Genomic DNA, 21,651 nt, shown 5'->3' with positions numbered 1-21,651 from the left:
CAATCAAATTACAACCTCTTTATTTCAAAAGCCCCAAGATTTATATTTATCAAGTTTTAAAATTATCAAGAAAGAAATTGTTGAAGAGATTTGTAAATATAAAGGACCGTATCCGTACATTGACGGTTTGATTTTTAATGTAACGGATAATGTTGGCAAAGTGACGGTTCAACATAATGACCGTCATCACGGAGAATCAAACTATACCGCCAAAAAATTGACAAGTCTTTTCTTGAATATAATTTTCGGTTACTCGCTTTTACCAGTTCGATTAGCGATGTTTTTGGGTTTTCTATCCACATTTATTGCTTTAATTTTATCAATTTTACAGTTTATAAATATCGTGGATTATCCAATCAGATTATTGGTACTATTTATTGGGGGAATTCAGCTCATTTCTATCGGAATTGTGGGCGAATACATCGGAAAGACCTTTTTAACCCAAAGCAATACGCCTCAATATACCCTCAAAATTACTAAACTCAACGATGCTCGATAGTAGTAAAGAAGAATTCAGAATGATGTATGAAGCCGAAGGAAAACTTTGGTGGTACAGAATTCTTTACGAAAAAATATTGGCAGAAATTGGAATAAAATTCCCTTCAAACAAAGAGGTTTCTATCTTGGATATTGGCTGTGGAACGGGCGGATTGTTGAGTTTTTTACGACAACATGGCTATCAAAACCTGCAAGGAATTGACTATTCTGATGCCTCAATTTATTTCTCTATATTGCGAAATTTAAACGTCCAAAAATGCTCCATTGATGATGTTCCAGTGGTTTTTAAAAACCAACAATTTGATGTAATTATTTGCAATGATGTTTTTTATTGTTTAGATAAATTGCAAATTATCAATGGTTTACAAAATATTGAAGTCCTTTTGGAACCCAACGGAATTTTCCTTTCCAATAATAATTCATTTGATATTTTCTACGGTACGCACGACATTGCCGTAGGGGGAAAATGGCGGTTTACGCTCAAAGATTTTCAAGAATTTACGTCAAATACTTCGCTCAAAATTCAATATCATTCTTATTGGACTTGGGTACTTTCGCCTTTGGTTTTAGTTGTTAGAATTTCTCAACAAATTCAATTGAAATTGGGTTTGATTGATACTTCAAAATTGGTTTCCGATGTGAGTGTCCCCCCTTATTGGTTGAATGATTTTTTTTATAAAATGGTAAAAATGGAGGAGAAAATCTTGAAGAAAGGATTTTTTGGAAGTTCTTCATTTTTGATTATTAAAAAGTAGCGTAGTCTTTAGCCTATTTGGGCGATTGCAGGCTAAAGCCTATGTTACTTTTTTAAAAAATACTTCTCAAAAACCGAATCTTTCTTTAAACAATACTCCAAAACCGCCGATTCATCTCCGTAGGCAACTCGCTGAAATTCAAGCATATTTTTTGCCTTGAAAATAAACGGTTTTTCAATCGTAGTGAGTAGTTTTTTGAAGGAAATACTTTTGGAAATATGACTAAAATTGGAGAGAGAATTTATGAATATCAAAATCAAAATTCCAATGCCAATTATAGACTTCAGTTTCAGCTTTTCTACCACCGAAATTCCTACCAAAATAGATAGCATAAAAAATGAAGGAAAAGAAACTCGAATATTAAAATCGTTATATATGCCAATTCTATAAATGGCAATTAAACACGGAAATATTACGGCAATTTTCCACAAAAAAATGTATTGATTTTGCTTATAATTCAGGAATAATCCCCAGATAAAGAAGTTAGAAATTGTATAAATTAAATAGAAAATCCACCAAGAAGATATACCCGTTTGCCAAATAAATTCTGTGTTATTTTCATGAATCCCTTCGGTGCTAACGAAGTAGAGTAGGAGAGGAGAGAAGGATAATATTAATAGTATCATTAGACCCAAATCCTTTGTTGAATTTCTTGAAAATAAGGTTTTTATTTTTTTTACGAAATAAAAAGCCACAAAAGGAACCAAGCCAACTGCCGTTAGCGGACTCCAAAACATAGTAGAAAGTAACATTAAAAGTAGATATTTTAAATCTGTTTTATGCTTAAAATTTTCAATCAGCACGCACACACCCAAGCAAGCAGGAATGGTATGTTGCGTTGCCCAAGCATAATTTTTAATGAGCGACGAAGTAATCAATTTAAAGTGGTTTAACTGAATATAATAAGGTTGCAGATATTCTTGGAAATATTCAAAATACATCAACAGTTTTATGACAAACCAAGCATGGGCAAAAAAGAGAATAATTGTCAATAATCCAACGATATTTTTACGGGTAAAAGTCGAAATCCAACAAAAAACTAAAGTCATTCCGAAGACACTCCAAACGAAAGAAAAATAACGACAAGTCTCGATTCCAAAAACTTTTGCTAATAAGGCTGAGGGTAAATAATAGCCCGTATAATAACACAGATATGTCTTTTGTTCAGGATAATAAACGGGCAATTGATGCGTAATTAAATCGTAATATTTATAGTTATTGGCTTGAAAATCATAGGTTTGAGGGAGAAATTCACCAATTCCTAAAAGATAATTTAAACCTACAGAAATGCCCAGACATCGCAAAATGTTTTGGGAAGAAATAAAGATTTTATCGGTTGAAACTTTACTTTCTTGCCATGTTTTCCAAGTATAAAAAGCAATAAAAAGTACACAAGGAATGCCAATCCAAAGGTGAATCCATGTGAGCAAAAACAAAACGGAAGGAATCAGGAGGTATAAGGTAGTAGATATTTTGAGCGTTTGGATTGATTTCATGCTTGAAATTTAGCTAAATTTGAATCTATTAGCAAAAAGAGGTTTAGACTTTATTTTGTACCTTTGTTGAGAACTCAAATTTGAATTAAGTAATGTTTGAAAATTTAAGCAGTAAAATCACCACCGCAATGCGTACCCTCAAAGGAAAGGGACGCATCACCGATGTAAATGTAGCCAGCACAATCAAAGAAATCCGTAAGGCTTTGATGGATGCCGATGTTAACTATAAAGTTGCCAAAGAAATCACCGACAATATTAAGGATGAGGCGATGGGACAAAAAATCCTAATTGCCGTTGACCCTGGCCAGATGTTGGTGAAAATTGTTCACGAAGAACTCGTTAAATTGATGGGTTCGTCGGTTCAAGCGATTAATTTGAAGCCCGACCCGGCCATTATTTTGATTGCGGGTTTGCAAGGTTCTGGAAAGACAACTTTTTCAGGAAAATTAGCCCAATACCTCAAGAAAGGTGGTCGTAATGTGCTTTTGGTAGCTTGTGATATTTACCGCCCAGCGGCAATTGACCAGCTAAAAGTCCTTGGGGAACAAGTGGGTGTGGATGTTTACGCTGAACCAGAAAATAAAAATGCCGTTGAAATTGCTCAAAATGCTTTAGCTTATGGGCGTAAAATGGGTAAGCGTGTCATCATCGTGGATACTGCGGGACGTTTGGCAGTTGATGAGATGATGATGAATGAAATTGCGGCCGTAAAAGACGCAATCAAGCCATCTGAAATACTTTTTGTGGTGGATTCGATGACAGGGCAAGATGCAGTGAATACCGCAAAAACCTTTAACGAACGCCTGAATTTTGATGGGGTTGTCCTTACCAAATTAGATGGTGATGCTCGTGGTGGTGCCGCTTTATCAATTCGTCATATTGTTGATAAACCGATTAAGTTTATCTCGACGGGTGAAAAAATGGATGCCCTCGACCAATTCTATCCCGACCGTATGGCCAGCCGTATTTTGGGCATGGGCGACGTATTAAGTCTGGTAGAAAGAGCTCAAATGGCGTTTGACGATGAAGAATCGGAACGTATTAATAAGAAAATTCGTCAAAATCAATTTACGTTTGAAGAGTTCTATTCGCAGTTGCAACAAATCAAGAAAATGGGACCCTTGAAAGATTTGATGGGCATGGTGCCGGGAATGTCGCAGGCGGTGAAAGATGTGGATGTGCCAGATGATGCTTTTAAAAACATCGAAGCCATTATTCAATCAATGACCGTTAAGGAACGCCAAAAACCAGAAATTTTGGATATGTCTCGCAAGAAACGTATTGCCGATGGTTCAGGCACAACGGTTACGGAATTAAACAATCTGTTGAAACAGTTTGAAGGTATGAAAAAAATGATGAAGATGATGAATAATGTGCAAGATGGCAAAATGAAAATGCCGAATATGAAGAATATGATGAAGCGGTAGGAATAGATTTTGACATTATAAAAAAAGCGTTCGTTCTGATTTTCAGCACGAACGCTTTTTTTATGAACTACTGCTTTTCTAAACCCTCCGCATATTCTAAGACCTTCACAGCATCATCCCAAGACCTTAATTTGATATTTTCTTTCTTGCAATATTCCTCTAATTGGTTTGATTTGTCGCCTAAAACAATCAAAAAATATTTAAGATTCTTTTTTACTTCATAGAGTTTTCCATCCACCTTTTGCAAATAATACGATTCATCCAATTGAAATTTCTTGGTTTTTGTGGCAGAATTATAGGGCGAATCAATGTATATACTTCCCAATTTGTGACAAAGTAACTTCTGTTTCCCATCGTACAAAACTTGGTAGAAAGTCTCGGTAGTTTGTTTCTCTGTGGGTTCAAAACCATTACGAAATTGCATCGTTCCCAGTGCAAATCCATTGATTGAATTCGTTACGTTGTAAGGTTTATCGGTGTATTTGAATTCCAAATTTCCCGAAATAGTATTAAATCTGAGGGCATTATAAGCGATATTTTTGCCCGTTTTTAAGGTTATTGACCCTTCAATCCAATCTTTTGGAAAATATGGATTTCCAGCTACATCCGTATAATTATTGGAAGTGATGTATCTGCCACTGGCGTCTTGCAGAAATACTTGTCCTGATGGACCTGCAAGTTGGCTTTGCGAGTATCCAAAAAATGAGGCGAATAGAAATGATAAAAGAAGTATTGTTTTTTTCATGTAAGTGATTGTTTTATAATTTATGTATAGATTTTTAGACCGCTTACTAAATCAGGCACATTTTTGGAAAATGTAAATAATATATCGGTTATTTTACAAGATAGAATGATAAATTACTACTGTTTTGAGTTAGCACCAACGAGTTTTTATCGACTCACTAAACAGCAATAAAATGAACAAGTTTTCGATTATTTCCTTCCTTATTTTTGCTTACGCTTCCTCTTTCTACAAATTCAAAACCCAATCTTCTCCCGTTGATATTGATTCTGAACCATACGGTAGGCTTCTACCATTACTTGTTGTTCAAATTTTTCTCGCCAATAATTAACTTCTGAACGCAGTTTATCCACATCACTTACAGCGGTATTTTCTAAAACTTCGGGCGTTTGGATTTCTTCGCCCAATAATTCCAAAATACTGATTTTGAGAATACTGGCTAATTTTTTGGTTCTGCTGATGGTTAATTCAGTTTTATTCCGTTCAATATCACCGTAAGCAGAAGTTGAAATCCCTAAGAAATCAGCCATGTTTTCTTGGGAATAGCCTTTTTGTAGGCGTGCATATCGTATTTTTTCTCCAATTTCCATATTATTCTAATTATTGAAGTTTGAATTTTGAGAATGATTTATTTTGATGTAATATTTTGATTATCAGTGGATTGAGTTTTTTTGCTCATTACTCATAATTCATAACTCATAACTATCTATTGCTTTTTCTGATAAATTCTTGGTTAAACTGACAAGATATATTTGAGAGTTTTTGCATCTTTGTTGTCAGAGTTTCAAAGATAACAAAAATGAAGTTTAGATAAGTTTCAGAATCGCATTCAAGAACTATTTATATATTCAATAAGTTATTAGAAAAAGCTATGAGTGATAATGGATGAGATAAGCTTTATTTTTGATAAAATTTATTAAGTCCTACAGCTCATCATTTATGGCTCATCGCTATTGTAATCACGTAAAATAAATCTAAAATTAAATATGTTTCCAAAAGAATTAAGTTCGGAAGAATTCAGAAAATACGCCGTTCACGATAGAGGTTTGAACGGTTTGACAGTTGATCAATACATGAACCAAATGGGTGGTACAAGCCGTCCATTTATTGAGGACATGACTCAATATATCATCGAAGAGCGTCCAATGCGTTTTGCCCAGATTGATGTATTTTCACGTTTGATTATGGATAGAATTATCTTCATGGGTGTTCCTGTGGATGATTATATGGCAAATATTATCGTGGCTCAATTGCTATTCATGGAATCAACGGATGCGAAAAAAGACATTATGATGTACATTAATTCACCAGGAGGTTCTGTTTATGCAGGTCTTGGAATTTATGATACGATGCACTTTATCCGTCCAGATGTTTGTACGATTTGTACGTCTTTGGCAGCCTCAATGGGTGCAGTTTTGTTGGCTGGTGGTGCGGCAGGTAAGCGTTCAGCTTTAGAACACGCCCGTATTATGATTCACCAACCATCGGGTGGCGCTCAGGGACAATCTCGTGATATTGAGATTACAGCCCGTGAAATCGTTAAAATTCGTCAAGAATTATACGAAATCTTGGCAAAACATTCTGGAAAATCTTTCGAGGAAATCGAAGCTAATTCAGACCGTGACTATTGGATGCGTGCCGCAGAAGCCAAAGAATATGGTTTAATTGATGAGGTTTTGAAGAGAGGGTAATTTTCAATGATATAATGAGTGAAAGATACAGTATTATTCGAGATACTTCAGTTCTTCTTAATTTTCTAAATGGCGAATAAAATTTTGACTTGCCATTATTGACTCATTCTATCACTCACTCATTGATTTTAAAAAATGCTTACTTCTTTACACAAAGAGGTAAGCATTCTTCGTTAAGAATTAACTAATTTTACATTCTTAAAAAGAAAAACTCATAGCTCAAAGCTCATGGCTCATGGCTAAACGATATGAAACAACAGCAACCTTATTGCGTCCTTTGTGGGCGTTCTCAAAAAGAAGTTCCCATGCTCATGGAAGGCATGGATGGACATATTTGTAGCGATTGCGTGTCGCAAGCCTACCAAGTTGTCCAAACGGAGCTTAACTCTGAGAAACATAAAAATAAAAAAGCCCTTAAATTTCAGGTAATTAAACCAATTGAAATGAAGGCCTACATCGATCAATACGTTATTGGGCAAGACGAAGCCAAGCGTCATTTGTGCGTAGCAGTTTATAATCACTACAAAAGATTGATGCAACCCAAATCAAAAGACGATGACATTCAGATTGAAAAATCGAATATTATTATGGTTGGCGAAACGGGAACTGGCAAAACGTATATGGCAAGAACCATCGCAAAGATGTTGCAAGTGCCATTTTGTATTGCCGATGCAACGGTGGTAACGGAAGCAGGTTATGTGGGTGAAGATGTAGAAAGTATTCTAACTCGTTTGCTTCAAGCGGCTGATTATGACGTGGCGAAAGCGGAAATGGGAATTGTTTTTATTGATGAAATTGATAAAATTGCTCGTAAATCCGATAATCCATCTATCACCCGTGACGTATCGGGCGAAGGAGTTCAACAAGCGCTTCTGAAGTTGTTGGAAGGTTCAGTCGTGAATTGTCCACCACAAGGCGGTCGTAAGCATCCAGACCAAAAAATGATTCCGATAAACACCGAAAATATCCTTTTTATTTGCGGAGGAGCATTCAACGGAATTCAGCGCCATATCTCAAAACGCCTTAATACTCAACCCATTGGATTTAGTTCGGATGATAATTTCTTCGAAGAATTTGATGATAATCATTTGATGCGTTACGTTACTTCACAAGATTTAAAATCGTTTGGTTTAATCCCAGAATTGTTGGGGCGTTTGCCAGTAGTAACATATTTGAATCCATTGACAAAAGATACGCTTTTAACGATTTTGACTGACCCTAAAAATGCCCTTACCAAGCAATATCACAAACTTTTCAAGATGGAAGGGATTGATTTAGCTTTCGAGAAAGCGGCTTTGGAATACATCGTTGATCAAGCAATGGAATATAAATTGGGTGCCAGAGGTTTGCGTTCAATTTGTGAATCAATCATTACGGATGCCATGTTTGAGTTGCCGTCACAAACGGAAATTAAACATCTCAATATTACGCTTCCTTATGCTCGTGAGAAGTTCGAGCGAACTGTTTTTCATAAAATGAAAAAAGCAGCATAGTTTAGTTGATAGATTGTAGAGAATAGAGCAAATGCCTACAAATTTGATTTGTGGGCATTTTTTATGGTTTAAAAATAATTTCCATTAAATTTTATCGTTACAAAAACAAACATAAACTGTCTAAATCCATGCAAAAATCAGCACGCTTTTTATCCATCATTTCATTGATAATCCTTTCTCAATCTTGCTCAAGACAAAAAGGATATTTTCAACAAAATGTAGCTCAGAATTACCATAAGGTAGAAACTAAAAAAGTAATTGAGCCAATTGAAATTTCAGAAGAACCAATAATCATTGAGTCAGAACCGATTTTAACAACTTCAACGATTGAAGATTTTTCGGCTACTAATAAAGTTGCTGAGGAGGTAAAATACAAGGCGAAAATTGTCAAATTAGAGCAGGTTTTGGCAGAAAATAAAGCCGTTTCAAAACCGCAGAAACTCAATTTTGTACAAAAAATTATCCTTAAAAAAATGCAGAAAAAAGTAGCCAGTGCCTCAAAACCAGTTGACTTCCACGATTGGCATCCATTTTTGAAAATCGGGGCAATTTTATTGGGTATTGGTATTGTTTTGGCAATATTTGGCTTGGGAGTAATTGGGGGAATTGCTGCCTTTATTGGTTTACTTTTCACGATTTTAGGGCTTTTGAGTTCGGTTTAGGAATAAACTTAAATTATGAGATTTGAGAAAAAACTCATCGCTATTTAAGACCTTTCTTCATATTTCGATTGTTCATTACGATAATATTATGCAATTTCGCAATGACAACGTAATAAGGACAGCCTTGTCCGTAGTTGAATAAATTAACACCCTACGGACAAGGCTGTCCGTACTATAACAACCCAATCATACTCCGAAATGTCCGTCTTCGATAAAATAAAATCCATATTCAAAAAATCACCAATAACGGCAGAAATAGTGCCAGCAGTGGAAGTTATTAGTGATGATAATGCAGTTGAATTCGTCAATATTCCAAAAGAAAATATATACGTACGCAACAACGAACCCGATTGGCTCATTAACGAAGATATTCTACGAGATGAAGGTGTAATTTTTGGATTATCAGGCTCAAATCCTGATGAAAAAGTATCGATTATTCGGCATTATTTTGCGCAACAAACGGCTGAGACCGACCGTGTTATTGAGCAAAAAGAAGAGAAAATCGGAGAACTAAATTATTGGGTAAACGAGAAAGAAAGTTTTGTTAAAGAATTAGAAATAAAAATACAAGACCTTAAAAATCAAGAGTTTACCGAACAACATCACTTGCCCAGAACCGTAGTTGGCTTGCTGTTAGCTTGTGGAATTGCCGTTGGAAATTACTTTCTGATTGAAGAATCTCTGCGTGGACAATTTCAACAAAGTAGTTTGATTGCAATGGGTGTATTTTGGGCAGGAATGTTTAATTTATTTGGTAGAATTTCTTTCCTGCACGATGATGACAAAACCAGCTCTTGGCGAAGAATTTTGGAAGAAATCGGAATGCCTTTGGCTTCGGCATTCTTTGTTTTTGCTCAGATTTATGCTACTCAACCCGCTTTGAAATCATGGGCATTGTTTGCCTTTATTTTCTTTTTATTCATGTTTTCGGGGAAATTATTATTAGGAAATCTAACCGTTTTGAAAGACGACTTAAGTATTTTTCTGAAAAGAAATCAATTACAAAATGATAAAATTAAGAAGGTGGCAGACTGGGAAAATGAGATTTCAACATACAAAACCGAAATCGAAAAACATCGACAAGATAAGCAAAATGTGTTACCCGAATTAACCAAACTTAGTACCCAAAACTCAAAAATAAAAGCCCAAAGAGATATGCTCATCAAGGTTTTTGAAAGTGAATATCATTTGGCAAGCCAATATCGTAATCGCTTGAGTAGAAGTCAGATGAAAGGGATTTTGGGTGGGGAGGATTTGTAGAAACCTTAAAATATTTAACCATGAACAACGAAAACACAGACCCAACCCATACCGAAAACTACGATTTTCAACACGGTTATCATAGCGGTTTAGAGTCCGTAGAGAAACATACTTACGAAGGATATTTGTCTTCGCAGGTTAATTTTGAATACCTTTCAAGGCAATTAGTCGAAAAGAAACAAGAGTTTTATGATTTAGAAAAAGTCATCGATCACGTAAAAACTCGATTCAAAGAGGCTTATGATGGACTGCAAGACCGACTTTTAAAAGTCAATTTGGCGAGTAAAAATAAAGACAGAATTGAAACTCAAGTGGCTGAAAATGATAGCTTTATCCAGCAATTTACCAATAAAAGAATTTCAGTTGGGCATAAATATTCACTTTTTGCAGGCTTTATTTATTTCTTGGCAGGTGTTTCTTTTGTGGCAGGGGATTTAATTATTTCTCACGAAATTGTTGCCTACGCCCTCAATATCCGTAATAATTTTGAAGCATGGGCTTTTGCGGGTGGTTTGGCGATGGTTTCTGTTTTGTTAAAACCAGCTTATGAACGATTGATTGAAAATCCTTATTCCGAAAACTCTTCTCCTCGTTCCAAGCATGTATATGCGTGGTTCAAGGGTGTAACGGTGGTGTTTGCGGTGGCAACTTTGTTCATTTTGGGATGGTTTAGATACGAAGCGTACAAAACTGACAAAATGAAAGAATCGGTGAATAAATCCATCAAACAGCTTCAAAATCAGATTGTTGACCCACTTAATCCATCGGCAGCACTACCGCCCGAAGTTACCGCACAAATTGAATCAAAGATGAAAGTTTTTGATGCTTTGAATGAGAAATTAGTCAATAGTTCGTGGGCATTGGCCTCGTTCGTTTTGTCGGGAATTTTGTTTGCTTTGGCGGGGGCTATTTGTTTGGGAATTGCCTTTCCAGTCTTGCAATGTTACTGGCAAAGGTGGTTGCAAATCGACCCTAAACTCAAGCGTTTGCGCAAGGAACAAAAGCGTTTAACGGGTGATTTACAGTCAGTTGAAATAGAAATGGCAGGGCAAATTGTTCAGAAAAATATTTTAGAAAATGACCTAAAATTGTTGCCAACGTTAGAGTCCTTACAAACGCAAAAACAGCATCTTCAAGAAGAAATAAAAGCCATTGAAAATGAAACTCGCTTGGCAGAAACAGATGCAAGAATTGGGGCGTATAGCGACGGCTTCGGGAAAGGTTCGATGGTTAGGGATGTCATTAACGATGACGAAGTAAATCAATTTGTAAGAGATAGTTATTTCGATACCAGTACGTTAGCGCACAAAGCCAAAAGTTCTGGGGGCGGCGATAAAACCATATTTTCAAAACGCCCAACGCTACGTCCGCATCAGCAACTAAGAAAGTTGATTTCCGACGATTTTTCGGAGGAGTAATTTAGTAAATTTTAAAACGTAATCATGAAGATACAATTTGCCAAGACAGCCTCAGAAATACAAAAATGTTGGCACGTTTTTAGTCTTTTACGCCCTCATTTACAGGAAGGTACCTTTGTAGAAAAAGTGACAGAAATGTTTTCGGAAGGCTATCAAATTGCCTATATTGAAGAAGATGAAGAGGTTGTTTCGGCAATTGGTTTTAGGTATTTGCAAATGCTTTTCAATGGTAAGCAAATTTATATTGACGACCTTACAACTTCCAATAAAGTCAGAGGAAAAGGACACGCAAGTGCTTTGTTGGACTTTGTGGTAAATTTAGCCATATCAAAAGGTTGTGATTGTATTTCGCTTGATTCTGGACCTTCGAGACACACGGCACATCGGTTATATTTGAATAAAGGATTTCAGATTAGTAGTTTGCATTTTGTCAAGGATTTGTAGAGAGAATCTACGTACGAAGAGTTATTTTAACAACTCAGCTAATTCTTTTTATAGAAAATAATTATTTATGCCATGACTCAAGGTCATGGCATAAATATTACTATCAATAAGCCTTCGCAAAAATCACCCGTTTGCCAGAAGGCTTACCCGTCAAAATACAAGTTCCTTCTTCTTCCACCGAATCCAACGGAATGCAACGAATGGTTGCTTTGGTCAGTTCCTTGATTTTTTCTTCGGTTTCGGGCGAACCGTCCCAATGGGCTGAGATAAATCCTAATTTTTCGCTTTCAATTATTTTCAAAAATTCATTCCAAGTGTCCACTTTGAAAGTATGCGTTGCTCTAAAATCTAAGGCTCTTTGGTAAATATTCGTTTGAATGTCTTCCAATAAATTTGTTACCGTATCTATCACCGAATCAATCGGATAAGTAGCTTTTTCTTTGGTATCACGTCTCGCAATTTCAACCGTTCCATTGCCTAAATCTCTGGCTCCAATGGCCAAACGCACCGGTACCCCCTTCAATTCGTATTGAGCAAATTTAAAACCTGGTGACTGTTTATCCGAAGCATCGAATTTTACCGAAATACCTCTCTTTTTCAATTCCTTTACAATCGGATTAATAACCTCCGAAATCTGCCCTAATTGTTCTTCTCCTTTGAAAATTGGCACAATTACGACTTGAATTGGGGCTAATTTTGGCGGTAAAACCAAGCCTTCATCATCCGAATGAGCCATAATTAAAGCGCCCATCAAACGGGTTGAAACGCCCCAAGATGTTCCCCAAACGTAGTCTTGTTTATTTTCTTTACTGACAAATTTTACATCAAATGCTTTGGCAAAATTTTGTCCCAAAAAGTGCGACGTTCCCGCCTGTAATGCCCGACCGTCTTGCATCATGGCTTCGATACAATAAGTTTCTTCTGCGCCTGCAAATCGTTCATTAGCACTTTTTATGCCCCGAATTACGGGAACAGCCATAAATTCTTCGGCAAATGTGGCATAAACTTCCAGCATTTTCTCCGTTTCTTCGACGGCCTCTTCTTTGGTGGCGTGTGCCGTGTGGCCTTCTTGCCAAAGGAATTCAGTAGTTCGTAAAAATAAGCGTGTTCGCATTTCCCAACGCACCACGTTTGCCCACTGATTTATCAACAAAGGCAAATCACGGTACGACTGAATCCAGTTTTTGTAGGTACTCCAAATAATGGCTTCTGAAGTTGGACGAACGATTAATTCTTCTTCCAATTTTGCCTCGGGGTCCACCATCAACTTTCCAGGTTTATCGGGATCATTTTTAAGGCGATAATGCGTTACGATGGCACATTCTTTGGCGAATCCTTCGGCATTTTTTTCTTCGGCTTCAAACAAACTTTTCGGAACGAACAGCGGGAAATAGGCATTTTCATGGCCAGTTTCCTTAAACATATCGTCTAAGGCACGTTGCATTTTTTCCCAAATCGCATATCCATAAGGCTTGATAACCATGCAACCACGCACGGCAGAATTTTCGGCTAAATCAGCCCTTTTCACGAGTTCGTTGTACCACTCTGAATAATTTTCGCTACGTTTTGGTAGGCTTTTGCTCATTTTATTGGTTTTTAATAAGTATTAGATTTCAGTTAGATTTAGGCCTCAAAGAAAGCTAATAACACTTTACTATAATAAAAATTCGTTTATTATATAGGGGTAACAAATTCTTTGGTTGTCTTTAGTGTACAGTTCTAAGAACACTAAAATTTAAAGATTTTCACCCAAAAAAATTATCAATTCTACTTCTAATTTTTTAGATAAATACCTGAATGCCAAATCACTAACAGGATTTTCATTTTTGAATTGGCAGATCCAAATTTTGACTATGAACATTCCATTAAAATATTTTGTTAATTAGGTGTTAAATCTGTTGCAAAGATAAGTTTTTGTAGTAAGTTTGACACGCAATGTGAAGATAGTAATTTGAAAATTTGCAAAACACCTATTTCTGGCATACATTTTTGATTATTTTATTTGTACTTATTTTTTAAAAACATAAAGTCATGAACATTCAACAATCCATAAAATTCTTTTCAGCCGCAGCGTTGATGAGTCTTACGTTGGGATGTAGTTCCTCTAAGCAAGTCGCCAAATCTTCTAATAATTCTGAGGTTTATGACGATATGTATGCTTCTGCTAATGAAACTCGCCCAGTTTCCTTAACAAGTCGTGAACGTTATCAGCAAAATCAAGAGGAGGAATACGTTAACCAAAATCCTGAATACAGAGGTCAAGCTAAGAACCAAACACAAGGAACGGATGAATATTATTCGCAGAATTGGATAAACTCTCGTCAATATTACCAAAACCAAACGACGCCTTACGGAAACAATAATTATAACAATTATAACAACGGAGGTTACGGGAATTACAATAATGGTTTCAATTCGCCTTTCAATAGCTACGGCTCAGGCTTTAATAGCTGGTACGGAAATCCAGGTATTTCGTTTGGCTTAGGCTTCGGAAGCGGCTTTGGAAATTCATGGAATAGATGGGGTGGCGGATATGATTCTTTTGGGTATAGTCCTTATGGTTTTGGGGGAGGTTATAGTCCTTTCGGTTTTGGGGGAGGTTATAGTCCTTTCGGATTTGGGGGATATAGTCCATTCAATTCTTATGGGTACGGGTACGGCGCATTCAGCCCTTATGGTTACGGAAATAGCTTCTATGACCCTTATAATAGCTTCTATGGAAGAGGTTATGGAAATACTTATGTGTACAACTACGGAAATAATGTAACGGGTGCAAACGGAAATTATAGCAATCCAGTAACGCCACGTACACCCAGAGCAAGAGATACTTATTCATCATCGGCCTACAACGGAGATTATAATCGTGGTGGAAATACAGTGATTCGTGGCAGTAGAACTGACAACACAAATACCACAGGAAATAGCGATTATTATTCTCGTCCAAGACGTGATAATGGATACAGTGGAAGTAATAATAGCACGATAAATAGTAGTAATTCAAATGCTACTAATCGTTCAAATAGCTCTTGGAATTGGTCTAATAATAATTCAAGTTCAAATACAACTACAAATTCTTCTTGGGGAGGAAATCGTAGTACGGGAACATCAAGTGGTGGTTTCGGTGGTTCAACGGGTGGTAGTTCATCAGGCGGTGGCGGAGGCGGTGGCTCACGTGGACCGAGATAGATTAACAAACTATTAACACTAAAACCCCTCTGTTTAGCAACTTTGAGGGGTTTTTTACGTTATAAAGTAGGGGATATATATTTTTTAATTGTCATATTTGCAGTTGTATTCTTATCCTCATCATTTAAAATTCCATTAAATACATGAAAATCTCATTAGGTTTTTTCGTCCTATTTTTAACCTTGTTTTCACTACAAGTGAAAGCACAAGACAACAGTTATGAAGCGTTAGCGAAGATGTTTTCGCAGCCAACGACCACGGGTTCAGCCCGTTTTCAGGCAATTGGAGGCAATCATTCTGCTTTAGGTGCCGATGTAAGTTCTGCCGCAGGCAATCCGGCGGGTTTGGGATTTTATACTCGTTCAGAATTTAGTTTCACACCCGCTTTTCAGAGTAATAGTAATAGTGCAACTTATGCAGTTGAGCCAAATCGTACCACAAATTCAAATGTAAATAATTTCAATATTGCTAATATTGGAGTAGTTTTTGGAGGAGGCGAACCTTCTTATCGTGAAGGTTGGAGAGGCTCTTTTGCCATTTCTTATTCACGTCAAAATACCCTTTTTAATAACATTAATTTTTCTGGAACTGGGGCAACAAGTTCTATCACAGACAGTTATGCAGAATCGGTCAATCGTCAAATCCAAAGTGGTAATTTAACCCAAAATGGTTTATTGAATGGATTAAATAATGGAGCACCTAATAATTTTCCGAGTAGTTCAAGTTTGTATTATTGGGGATATTTAATTAACGCTGTAAATAATTCAAATACGCCTTTTATTGGCACAGAACCAAATGCGAAAGTTAATCAAAGCTTTGATTTTCAATCAACGGGACGAGTGAGTCAGTGGACCATTGCTTATGGTGGTACTGCCAATGAGCATTTTTATATTGGTGGTAGCTTGGGTATTCCAAGTTATCATTATGAAGCAGTCAAAAACTTTTCGGAAACTTTTCAGACTTATCAGGAAATTAAAGGATTTACCGATACCCGTTTACTGACCTCAAGTGGTAGTGGTTTGAATTTAACGATTGGTGCGATTATTAAACCAACTGATAAAATTCGTTTTGGCTTGACAGTCGTAACACCAACTTGGTATGAAGTTGATGAGACAAGTTCCAGTTCAGTAGATGTGAACGTGGATCCAAATAAAGGCGTAAATATCGGTTCAAATCCTGATGCTGCTATTTTAAGTAGGTTGCAAAGTATTGGTTATAAGATTGTTAAAAGAGGAAGCGATATTTTTATTACCAGTATTCCCAAACTTTCAACCGAAACATATCAGGACAATTATCAACTTCGTACACCTTTGAAAGTGAGTGGTGGGGCGGCGATATTTTTCAAGAAAAAAGGTTTTCTTTCTGCCGATATTGAATATGTAGCCTACAAAGGAATGAATGTAAGTACGCAAGATGGTAATTCTCCAATTTATGATGATTTGACAAATTCGACTGAAAATGTGAAATTGTTCTATAATAATGTGCTGAATATGAAAGTTGGAGGGGAATATAGAATGGGAAATGTGAGTTTGAGGGGTGGCGTAAATTACTTGCAAAATCCCTACAGCACAGCTTTCGATAGAACAAAAACTGTTGACCGTTCACAGATGATTTATTCGGTGGGTGTTGGATACAGGACTAATGAGTTTTACGTGGACGTAACGGGGCTTTACGGAAGTACACAGGCATCATATACGCCTTACAGTTTAGCAAGTAGTAGCGATTTTGCCTCGGCAAAAATTAATAATAGTTATGTGAAAGGATTGGTGAGTTTTGGGGTATTTTTCTAAAAGTAGTTATTAAAACTACTTATTCCATGAGTTTCGTACAAAAAAGCCTTTCCAAAACATCTGGAAAGGCTTTTTAATTTAGGTTAATTTCTCTAATAACCACAAAATTTGGTCCACATCAACACTCCCATCTATCTGAATATCAGCTTGTTCATAAAACTGTTTACGGTCTTCACAGCGTTTTTTGAGGCTTTCTAAAAGATCTTCTTGGGAAGTTGTTTTGTTAATTAATGGCCGATTATTGACATCAGATTTTTGAATTCTTTTCAATAAATCTTCGGGTGGTACATTCAAGAAAATACTCGTACCATTCGCTTTGATAAACGCTATTCCATTATGAAAACAGGGCATTCCGCCCCCCGTAGCCACAATAAGTTTTTGATTAGCTTCAATTCCCTTCAAAATTTTGCTTTCAACCAATCGGAAATATTCTTCCCCTTTATACTTGAAAATATCAGAAACGGTTGCAATTTCTTGATTTTCAATCAAATCATCTGTATCAACAAATTGATAGTCAAGGCGTTTGGCAAGCTGCCTGCCCAATGTACTTTTGCCCGATGAGGGCATACCTATTAGGAAAATATTTTTCATGTTTATTACTTCAAAGCCTCCAAAATCTCCTCCCTCTCAGGCACATTTGCATGAGCCCATTTCCCTTTCACAACGCCATCTTTAATCAACCATAAGGTTGGATTTGCTCTACCGATGGTTTTCAAAACCTTTGTATCTGAACTTAATGCGGGTATTCCTAATTGAAATTCGTGACGGAGATTTTCAACTTCCTCTTCGGGCGAGCCACTCAAAAGCCATACTTTTACGTCTGTCCCTTCCAAACTTTTTGCCAAATTACGAATTTTATCCATATCATCCGTACTTGCTTTTGCCACCACGGGAATAATAATCATCAATTTTTTACCCACAAAACTTTCAGCTTTATAATCCGTTGAATCACCATCTTTCCAGATATTATAATCGGTAATTTTTGCTTTGGCGGCATCCTCATTCAAGGTTATCATTTGCTTGAATTTGTAGGTAGTATCCGTAGGCATATCGTTTAATTCTATGGATTTACCATCTTTTTCGTAGATATATTTGAACTTCAACGGTTCGGAAGGCTTCATGTTTTTTGGTATATCTTGTCCAATTGCGTAAGGTAGTCCATCGTAAGGTGGAAGAAATTTAACGGCATAAATGGCTAAAAATGCACAGAAAATAATCGACATTCCAACCCACATGCCAGTTTTTTTATCTGTAAAAATATTACGTTGCCAAAGGATAATCAAGATGAAAAATAGCAGAATCATATCTTTCCAAAAAGATGTCCACGGTTTTAATTTGATGGTTTCGCCAAAACATCCGCAGTCAGTTACTTTGTTGAAATAAGCCGAATAGAAAGTTAAGAAACCAAAGAAAATAACGGTGGCTAACAATATCCAAGAAGAAGTTTTGAGTTTGTATTGCACTAATAAACAAACGCCCAATACTAATTCCAAGGCACACAAAAAGATGGAAACATACAAGGCATAAGGAACCCAGAAGTGCCAAAATCCTGCCATAAAAGGGAAATCAGTAGCGAATACATCGAAATATTCTTCTAATTTGATTTCAGTTCCAACGGGGTCATTGAGCTTAATCAGCCCCGAAAAGATAAAGATTATACCAACAAAAATTCTGGAAAAATGTGCTAAAAACTTCATAATGTGTAACGATAAATTTATGTATTTTACTAAATTAGTGCTTAAAAAATTAAAGTGCTGTTAATGATAAGTTAAAGATTTATTTTATAATTTCATCTTAATCATACAAAAAATCGCATAATTCAGCATGTCCTGATAATTGGCTTCCACGCCTTCTGAAACCAACGTAACGCCTTGATTATCTTCAATTTGTTTGGTTCTGAAAATCTTCATCAAGATTAAATCCGTCATCGAACTCACCCGCATATCACGCCATGCTTCGTCGTAATCGTGGTTTTTATCCTTTTGCAGCTTCAACGTTTCTTCCACTTGTTCATCGTATAAATCACTCAATTCTTGTTCTGAAAATTCATTTTGTTCAGAATTTTCTAACTTTTTTTGAATCAAAGCAATTACACAATAATTGATAATCCCGATAAATTCTCCTTCGATACCATCCTCAATTTTCTGAACACCTTTTTCTTGAATAGAACGAATTCGTTGGGCTTTGATAAATATCTGGTCGGTCAGGCTTGGTAATCTCAAAATCCGCCAAGATGTGCCGTAGTCCTTGTTTTTCTTCTGGAATAAGGTTTTGCAAATGGCAATAATTTGTCGGTATTCAGTTTCTGTTTTGGTCATTTTTTGGGGTTACGCCAGCACAAAAGTACTTAACGTTTTATAGACATCATTGATGTTTTCGCCTTTGCGGAATTCTTTTTGAATTGGATTATCCGAGCCTTTTATCCAAATTAAAATCTCAGCATCAAGGTCCAAAAGGCTCGCAGAGCGTTTTGAGAAATAGTTGATTGACTTATAAGGAATGGTCATAAAGTCGGTTTTTGAGCCGGTAACGCCTTGTTTGTCGACTAAAATCAATCTTTTATTCGTGAAAACAAACATATCCCGAATCAATTTAAAAGACTTAATAATGGTTTCGCCATCAATCAAAATTGATTCAAATTCGTGTGCTATTTTGTCGGGGGAAACTTCTGAAGAATTTCCCATCAAAGCGTTTAAAAGTCCCATGAGGTTTTTGTAAAATGCTGAATTTTCTGTAAAAATACGGCCGTGGTTTGGGATTTGCAATTTTAGGGTTTGTGAATTAGTGATCTAAAATTGTGTCGATAGCCTCAGCACAATTTAATAAGATACAAGATGATGATGTAGAATGAATTAATTAAAGAAGAATGACTTAAATGTTTGCTTACCCGTCATTCTGTTAAGAAACTATTTTCGTGCTTCATCATGACATTTTTGGGGATATAATCAGCTATTCTATTTAGATAATAGATTGATAGAGAATGACAAGGTGGGCTTTTTGTAAAGAATTATCATAAAGGGTACTTAATATAAAAGATTTCAGATTTTTTGAAAAACAGGATGAAACGCTTTTTATTTTCTTGAAATGATTAGTTTTCTCTTTTTTACTTCTTCTCAAGGAAAATGATCGTCCATTATCTATTGATTATTTTCAACAATTTACTTCAAACCAAAGTTCTAAAATTAGCGTTCCCCAAATGAACATTGATTTTATATGAAACGAACTTTACGCCTCATCCTCGGCGACCAACTCAATCACCAACATTCTTGGTTTAAAGAAACAAATCAAAACGTTTTCTATGTCATGATGGAAATACGTCAGGAAACTGATTATGTTCATCATCATATCCAAAAAATTATTGCTTTTTTCACGGCTATGCGTGCCTTTTCAGAATATCTCCATTCGCAAGGACATCAGGTAATTTATATAAAATTAGATGATAAAAATAATACCCAATCTTTATCTAAAAATCTTGATAAAATCATTCAAGACCTTGATATTGAGGTGTTTAATTTTCAGCAACCTGATGAATACCGTTTGAGTGAGCAGTTGAAAAACTATGTGTCATTGGGGGTAGAAATAATAATTTATAGCACCGAACATTTCATGATTTCGTCCGCAGAATTTGATGCTTTTTTTAAGGGTAAAAAGTCCTTTTTGATGGAAAATTTTTATCGAATGATGCGTAAAAAATATGGAATTTTGATGGATGGGGCTGAGCCACTGACAGGGCAATGGAATTATGATGCCGATAACCGTAAAAAACTCCCAAATAATCATCGTCCCATCGAGCCGTTGATTTTTGAAAAGGATGTTTCGGAGATTTATAATCTAATACAAAACCAAGAAATCAAAACCATTGGAAAGGTAAATCCAAAGACATTTATTTGGGCAACCTCTCGTGCTGAATCTTTGCATTTGCTGGACTTTTTTGTTGAAAATTGTTTAGAAAATTTCGGCAATTTTGAAGATGCTATGCACCCATCCTACTGGTCAATTTATCATTCAAGATTATCATTTTCGATGAATTCCAAATTACTTTCACCTTTGGAAGTGGTAAACCGTGCCGTAAAGTTTTGGGAGGATAACCAAGACCGAATCAGCATTTCACAAATTGAGGGTTTTGTTCGGCAAATAATTGGTTGGCGAGAATATATGCGTGGAATTTATTGGGCTAAAATGCCTGATTATGAAACCCTTAATTATTTCTACCATGACCGAAAGCTCCCTAACTGGTTCTGGTCAGGCGAGACTAAAATGAACTGTTTGAAACATTCTATCGGGCAAAGTTTGGATTATGCCTACGCTCATCATATCCAACGATTGATGGTAATCGGTAATTTTACTTTGCTGGCAGGTATTCACCCAGACGCAGTGGATGAATGGTATTTGGGCATTTATATTGATGCTATTCAATGGGTCGAAATCACCAATACCAGAGGTATGAGCCAGTATGCTGATGGTGGCATTGTGGGGTCGAAACCTTACGTTTCTTCAGCAAATTACATCGATAAAATGAGTCATTATTGTGGCACGTGTTTTTATGACAAATCTAAGAAGATTGGGTATAAGGCTTGTCCATTCAATAGTCTTTATTGGAATTTTTATGACCGCCACGCCGATAAACTTTCCAAAAATCCACGTATCGGCATGGCTTACATAACATGGAACAAAATGCAGCCCGAACAAAAAGTGGAGATTTTGAAACAGGCAGAAATGTATTTGAATGACATTGAAAATTTGTAGGATTGGCTAAAAAACTAAAGTTATCAACTAAATGTATAATTCC

The 21,651-nt window shown here is 36.2% G+C and carries 20 protein-coding genes; 12 read left to right on the top strand and 8 right to left on the bottom strand.

Annotation, left to right across the window (positions count from 1 at the left end; genetic code table 11):
- The first annotated feature begins 127 nt into the window (after window positions 1-127).
- Together AC1W31_RS09595 and AC1W31_RS09590 are read left to right on the top strand one after the other, a co-directional pair.
- Window positions 128-499 (top strand): hypothetical protein, encoded by a 372-nt coding sequence (locus AC1W31_RS09595; protein ID WP_481734225.1) that lies wholly within the window; start codon window positions 128-130, stop codon window positions 497-499.
- Window positions 489-1,253: a class I SAM-dependent methyltransferase gene (locus tag AC1W31_RS09590; protein WP_481734215.1), complete on the top strand. Its 765-nt coding sequence runs from the start codon at window positions 489-491 to the stop codon at window positions 1,251-1,253. Before AC1W31_RS09595 ends, AC1W31_RS09590 begins: the two co-directional genes overlap by 11 nt.
- A 44-nt stretch (window positions 1,254-1,297) precedes the next feature.
- Here the strand turns inward: AC1W31_RS09590 and AC1W31_RS09585 are convergent, their stop codons facing one another.
- Window positions 1,298-2,749 (bottom strand): hypothetical protein, encoded by a 1,452-nt coding sequence (locus AC1W31_RS09585; RefSeq protein ID WP_481734214.1) that lies wholly within the window; start codon window positions 2,747-2,749, stop codon window positions 1,298-1,300.
- 92 nt (window positions 2,750-2,841) lie between these two features.
- On the opposite strand from AC1W31_RS09585, the gene ffh reads away from it, so the two are divergent.
- Window positions 2,842-4,176, top strand: coding sequence for a signal recognition particle protein (gene ffh / locus AC1W31_RS09580; protein ID WP_481734213.1), 1,335 nt, complete (start codon window positions 2,842-2,844; stop codon window positions 4,174-4,176).
- Window positions 4,177-4,243: 67 nt separating this feature from the next.
- Here the strand turns inward: ffh and AC1W31_RS09575 are convergent, their stop codons facing one another.
- Together AC1W31_RS09575 and AC1W31_RS09570 are read right to left on the bottom strand one after the other, a co-directional pair.
- Complete coding sequence (locus tag AC1W31_RS09575) at window positions 4,244-4,921, bottom strand: hypothetical protein (protein WP_481734212.1); 678 nt, start codon at window positions 4,919-4,921, stop codon at window positions 4,244-4,246.
- 233 nt (window positions 4,922-5,154) lie between these two features.
- Complete coding sequence (locus tag AC1W31_RS09570; protein WP_481734211.1) at window positions 5,155-5,508, bottom strand: helix-turn-helix domain-containing protein; 354 nt, start codon at window positions 5,506-5,508, stop codon at window positions 5,155-5,157.
- Between the two features lie 396 nt (window positions 5,509-5,904).
- On the opposite strand from AC1W31_RS09570, the gene AC1W31_RS09565 reads away from it, so the two are divergent.
- From AC1W31_RS09565 to AC1W31_RS09540, 6 genes are all read left to right on the top strand, one after another.
- Window positions 5,905-6,609 carry a ClpP family protease gene (locus AC1W31_RS09565; RefSeq protein ID WP_481734210.1) on the top strand — a complete coding sequence of 235 codons (705 nt, stop codon included), beginning with the start codon at window positions 5,905-5,907 and terminating at the stop codon, window positions 6,607-6,609.
- Between the two features lie 248 nt (window positions 6,610-6,857).
- Entirely contained in the window at window positions 6,858-8,102 is a 1,245-nt protein-coding gene (gene clpX, locus AC1W31_RS09560) for an ATP-dependent Clp protease ATP-binding subunit ClpX (protein WP_481734209.1), read from the top strand.
- A gap of 128 nt (window positions 8,103-8,230) precedes the next feature.
- Window positions 8,231-8,764 (top strand): hypothetical protein, encoded by a 534-nt coding sequence (locus tag AC1W31_RS09555; protein WP_481734208.1) that lies wholly within the window; start codon window positions 8,231-8,233, stop codon window positions 8,762-8,764.
- A 198-nt stretch (window positions 8,765-8,962) separates the two neighbouring features.
- Window positions 8,963-10,024 (top strand): hypothetical protein, encoded by a 1,062-nt coding sequence (locus tag AC1W31_RS09550; RefSeq protein ID WP_481734207.1) that lies wholly within the window; start codon window positions 8,963-8,965, stop codon window positions 10,022-10,024.
- A 20-nt stretch (window positions 10,025-10,044) separates the two neighbouring features.
- Window positions 10,045-11,442, top strand: a complete 1,398-nt coding sequence (locus AC1W31_RS09545; RefSeq protein WP_481734206.1) for a hypothetical protein — start codon at window positions 10,045-10,047, stop codon at window positions 11,440-11,442.
- Window positions 11,443-11,466: 24 nt separating this feature from the next.
- Window positions 11,467-11,886, top strand: a complete 420-nt coding sequence (locus AC1W31_RS09540) for a GNAT family N-acetyltransferase (RefSeq protein ID WP_481734205.1) — start codon at window positions 11,467-11,469, stop codon at window positions 11,884-11,886.
- A 103-nt stretch (window positions 11,887-11,989) separates the two neighbouring features.
- On the opposite strand, the gene proS is transcribed toward AC1W31_RS09540, so the two are convergent.
- Window positions 11,990-13,471 carry a proline--tRNA ligase gene (gene proS / locus AC1W31_RS09535; RefSeq protein WP_481734204.1) on the bottom strand — a complete coding sequence of 494 codons (1,482 nt, stop codon included), beginning with the start codon at window positions 13,469-13,471 and terminating at the stop codon, window positions 11,990-11,992.
- A 446-nt stretch (window positions 13,472-13,917) separates the two neighbouring features.
- On the opposite strand from proS, the gene AC1W31_RS09530 reads away from it, so the two are divergent.
- Together AC1W31_RS09530 and AC1W31_RS09525 are read left to right on the top strand one after the other, a co-directional pair.
- The gene (locus AC1W31_RS09530) at window positions 13,918-15,072 is read left to right on the top strand and encodes a hypothetical protein (protein ID WP_481734203.1); all 1,155 of its coding nucleotides are present in this window, start codon (window positions 13,918-13,920) and stop codon (window positions 15,070-15,072) included.
- A 143-nt stretch (window positions 15,073-15,215) separates the two neighbouring features.
- Window positions 15,216-16,862, top strand: coding sequence for a hypothetical protein (locus AC1W31_RS09525; RefSeq protein ID WP_481734202.1), 1,647 nt, complete (start codon window positions 15,216-15,218; stop codon window positions 16,860-16,862).
- A 78-nt stretch (window positions 16,863-16,940) separates the two neighbouring features.
- On the opposite strand, the gene AC1W31_RS09520 is transcribed toward AC1W31_RS09525, so the two are convergent.
- From AC1W31_RS09520 to AC1W31_RS09505, 4 genes are all read right to left on the bottom strand, one after another.
- A complete protein-coding gene (locus AC1W31_RS09520; RefSeq protein WP_481734201.1) occupies window positions 16,941-17,453 on the bottom strand; it encodes a shikimate kinase in 513 nt (170 codons plus the stop codon).
- A 5-nt stretch (window positions 17,454-17,458) separates the two neighbouring features.
- On the bottom strand, window positions 17,459-18,559 hold the full coding sequence (locus tag AC1W31_RS09515) for a BT_3928 family protein (RefSeq protein WP_481734200.1): 1,101 nt from the start codon (window positions 18,557-18,559) through the stop codon (window positions 17,459-17,461).
- An 84-nt stretch (window positions 18,560-18,643) separates the two neighbouring features.
- Window positions 18,644-19,180, bottom strand: a complete 537-nt coding sequence (locus AC1W31_RS09510; protein ID WP_481734199.1) for a DUF1599 domain-containing protein — start codon at window positions 19,178-19,180, stop codon at window positions 18,644-18,646.
- Between the two features lie 9 nt (window positions 19,181-19,189).
- Window positions 19,190-19,627: a PH domain-containing protein gene (locus AC1W31_RS09505; RefSeq protein WP_481734198.1), complete on the bottom strand. Its 438-nt coding sequence runs from the start codon at window positions 19,625-19,627 to the stop codon at window positions 19,190-19,192.
- Window positions 19,628-20,075: 448 nt separating this feature from the next.
- Here AC1W31_RS09505 and AC1W31_RS09500 point away from each other — a divergent pair, with 448 nt between their 5' ends.
- Complete coding sequence (locus AC1W31_RS09500; RefSeq protein ID WP_481734197.1) at window positions 20,076-21,608, top strand: cryptochrome/photolyase family protein; 1,533 nt, start codon at window positions 20,076-20,078, stop codon at window positions 21,606-21,608.
- Window positions 21,609-21,651: the final 43 nt, after the last annotated feature.

The organism is Arcicella sp. (assembly GCF_964672035.1).
This window is presented reverse-complemented; position numbering and strand designations above follow the sequence as displayed.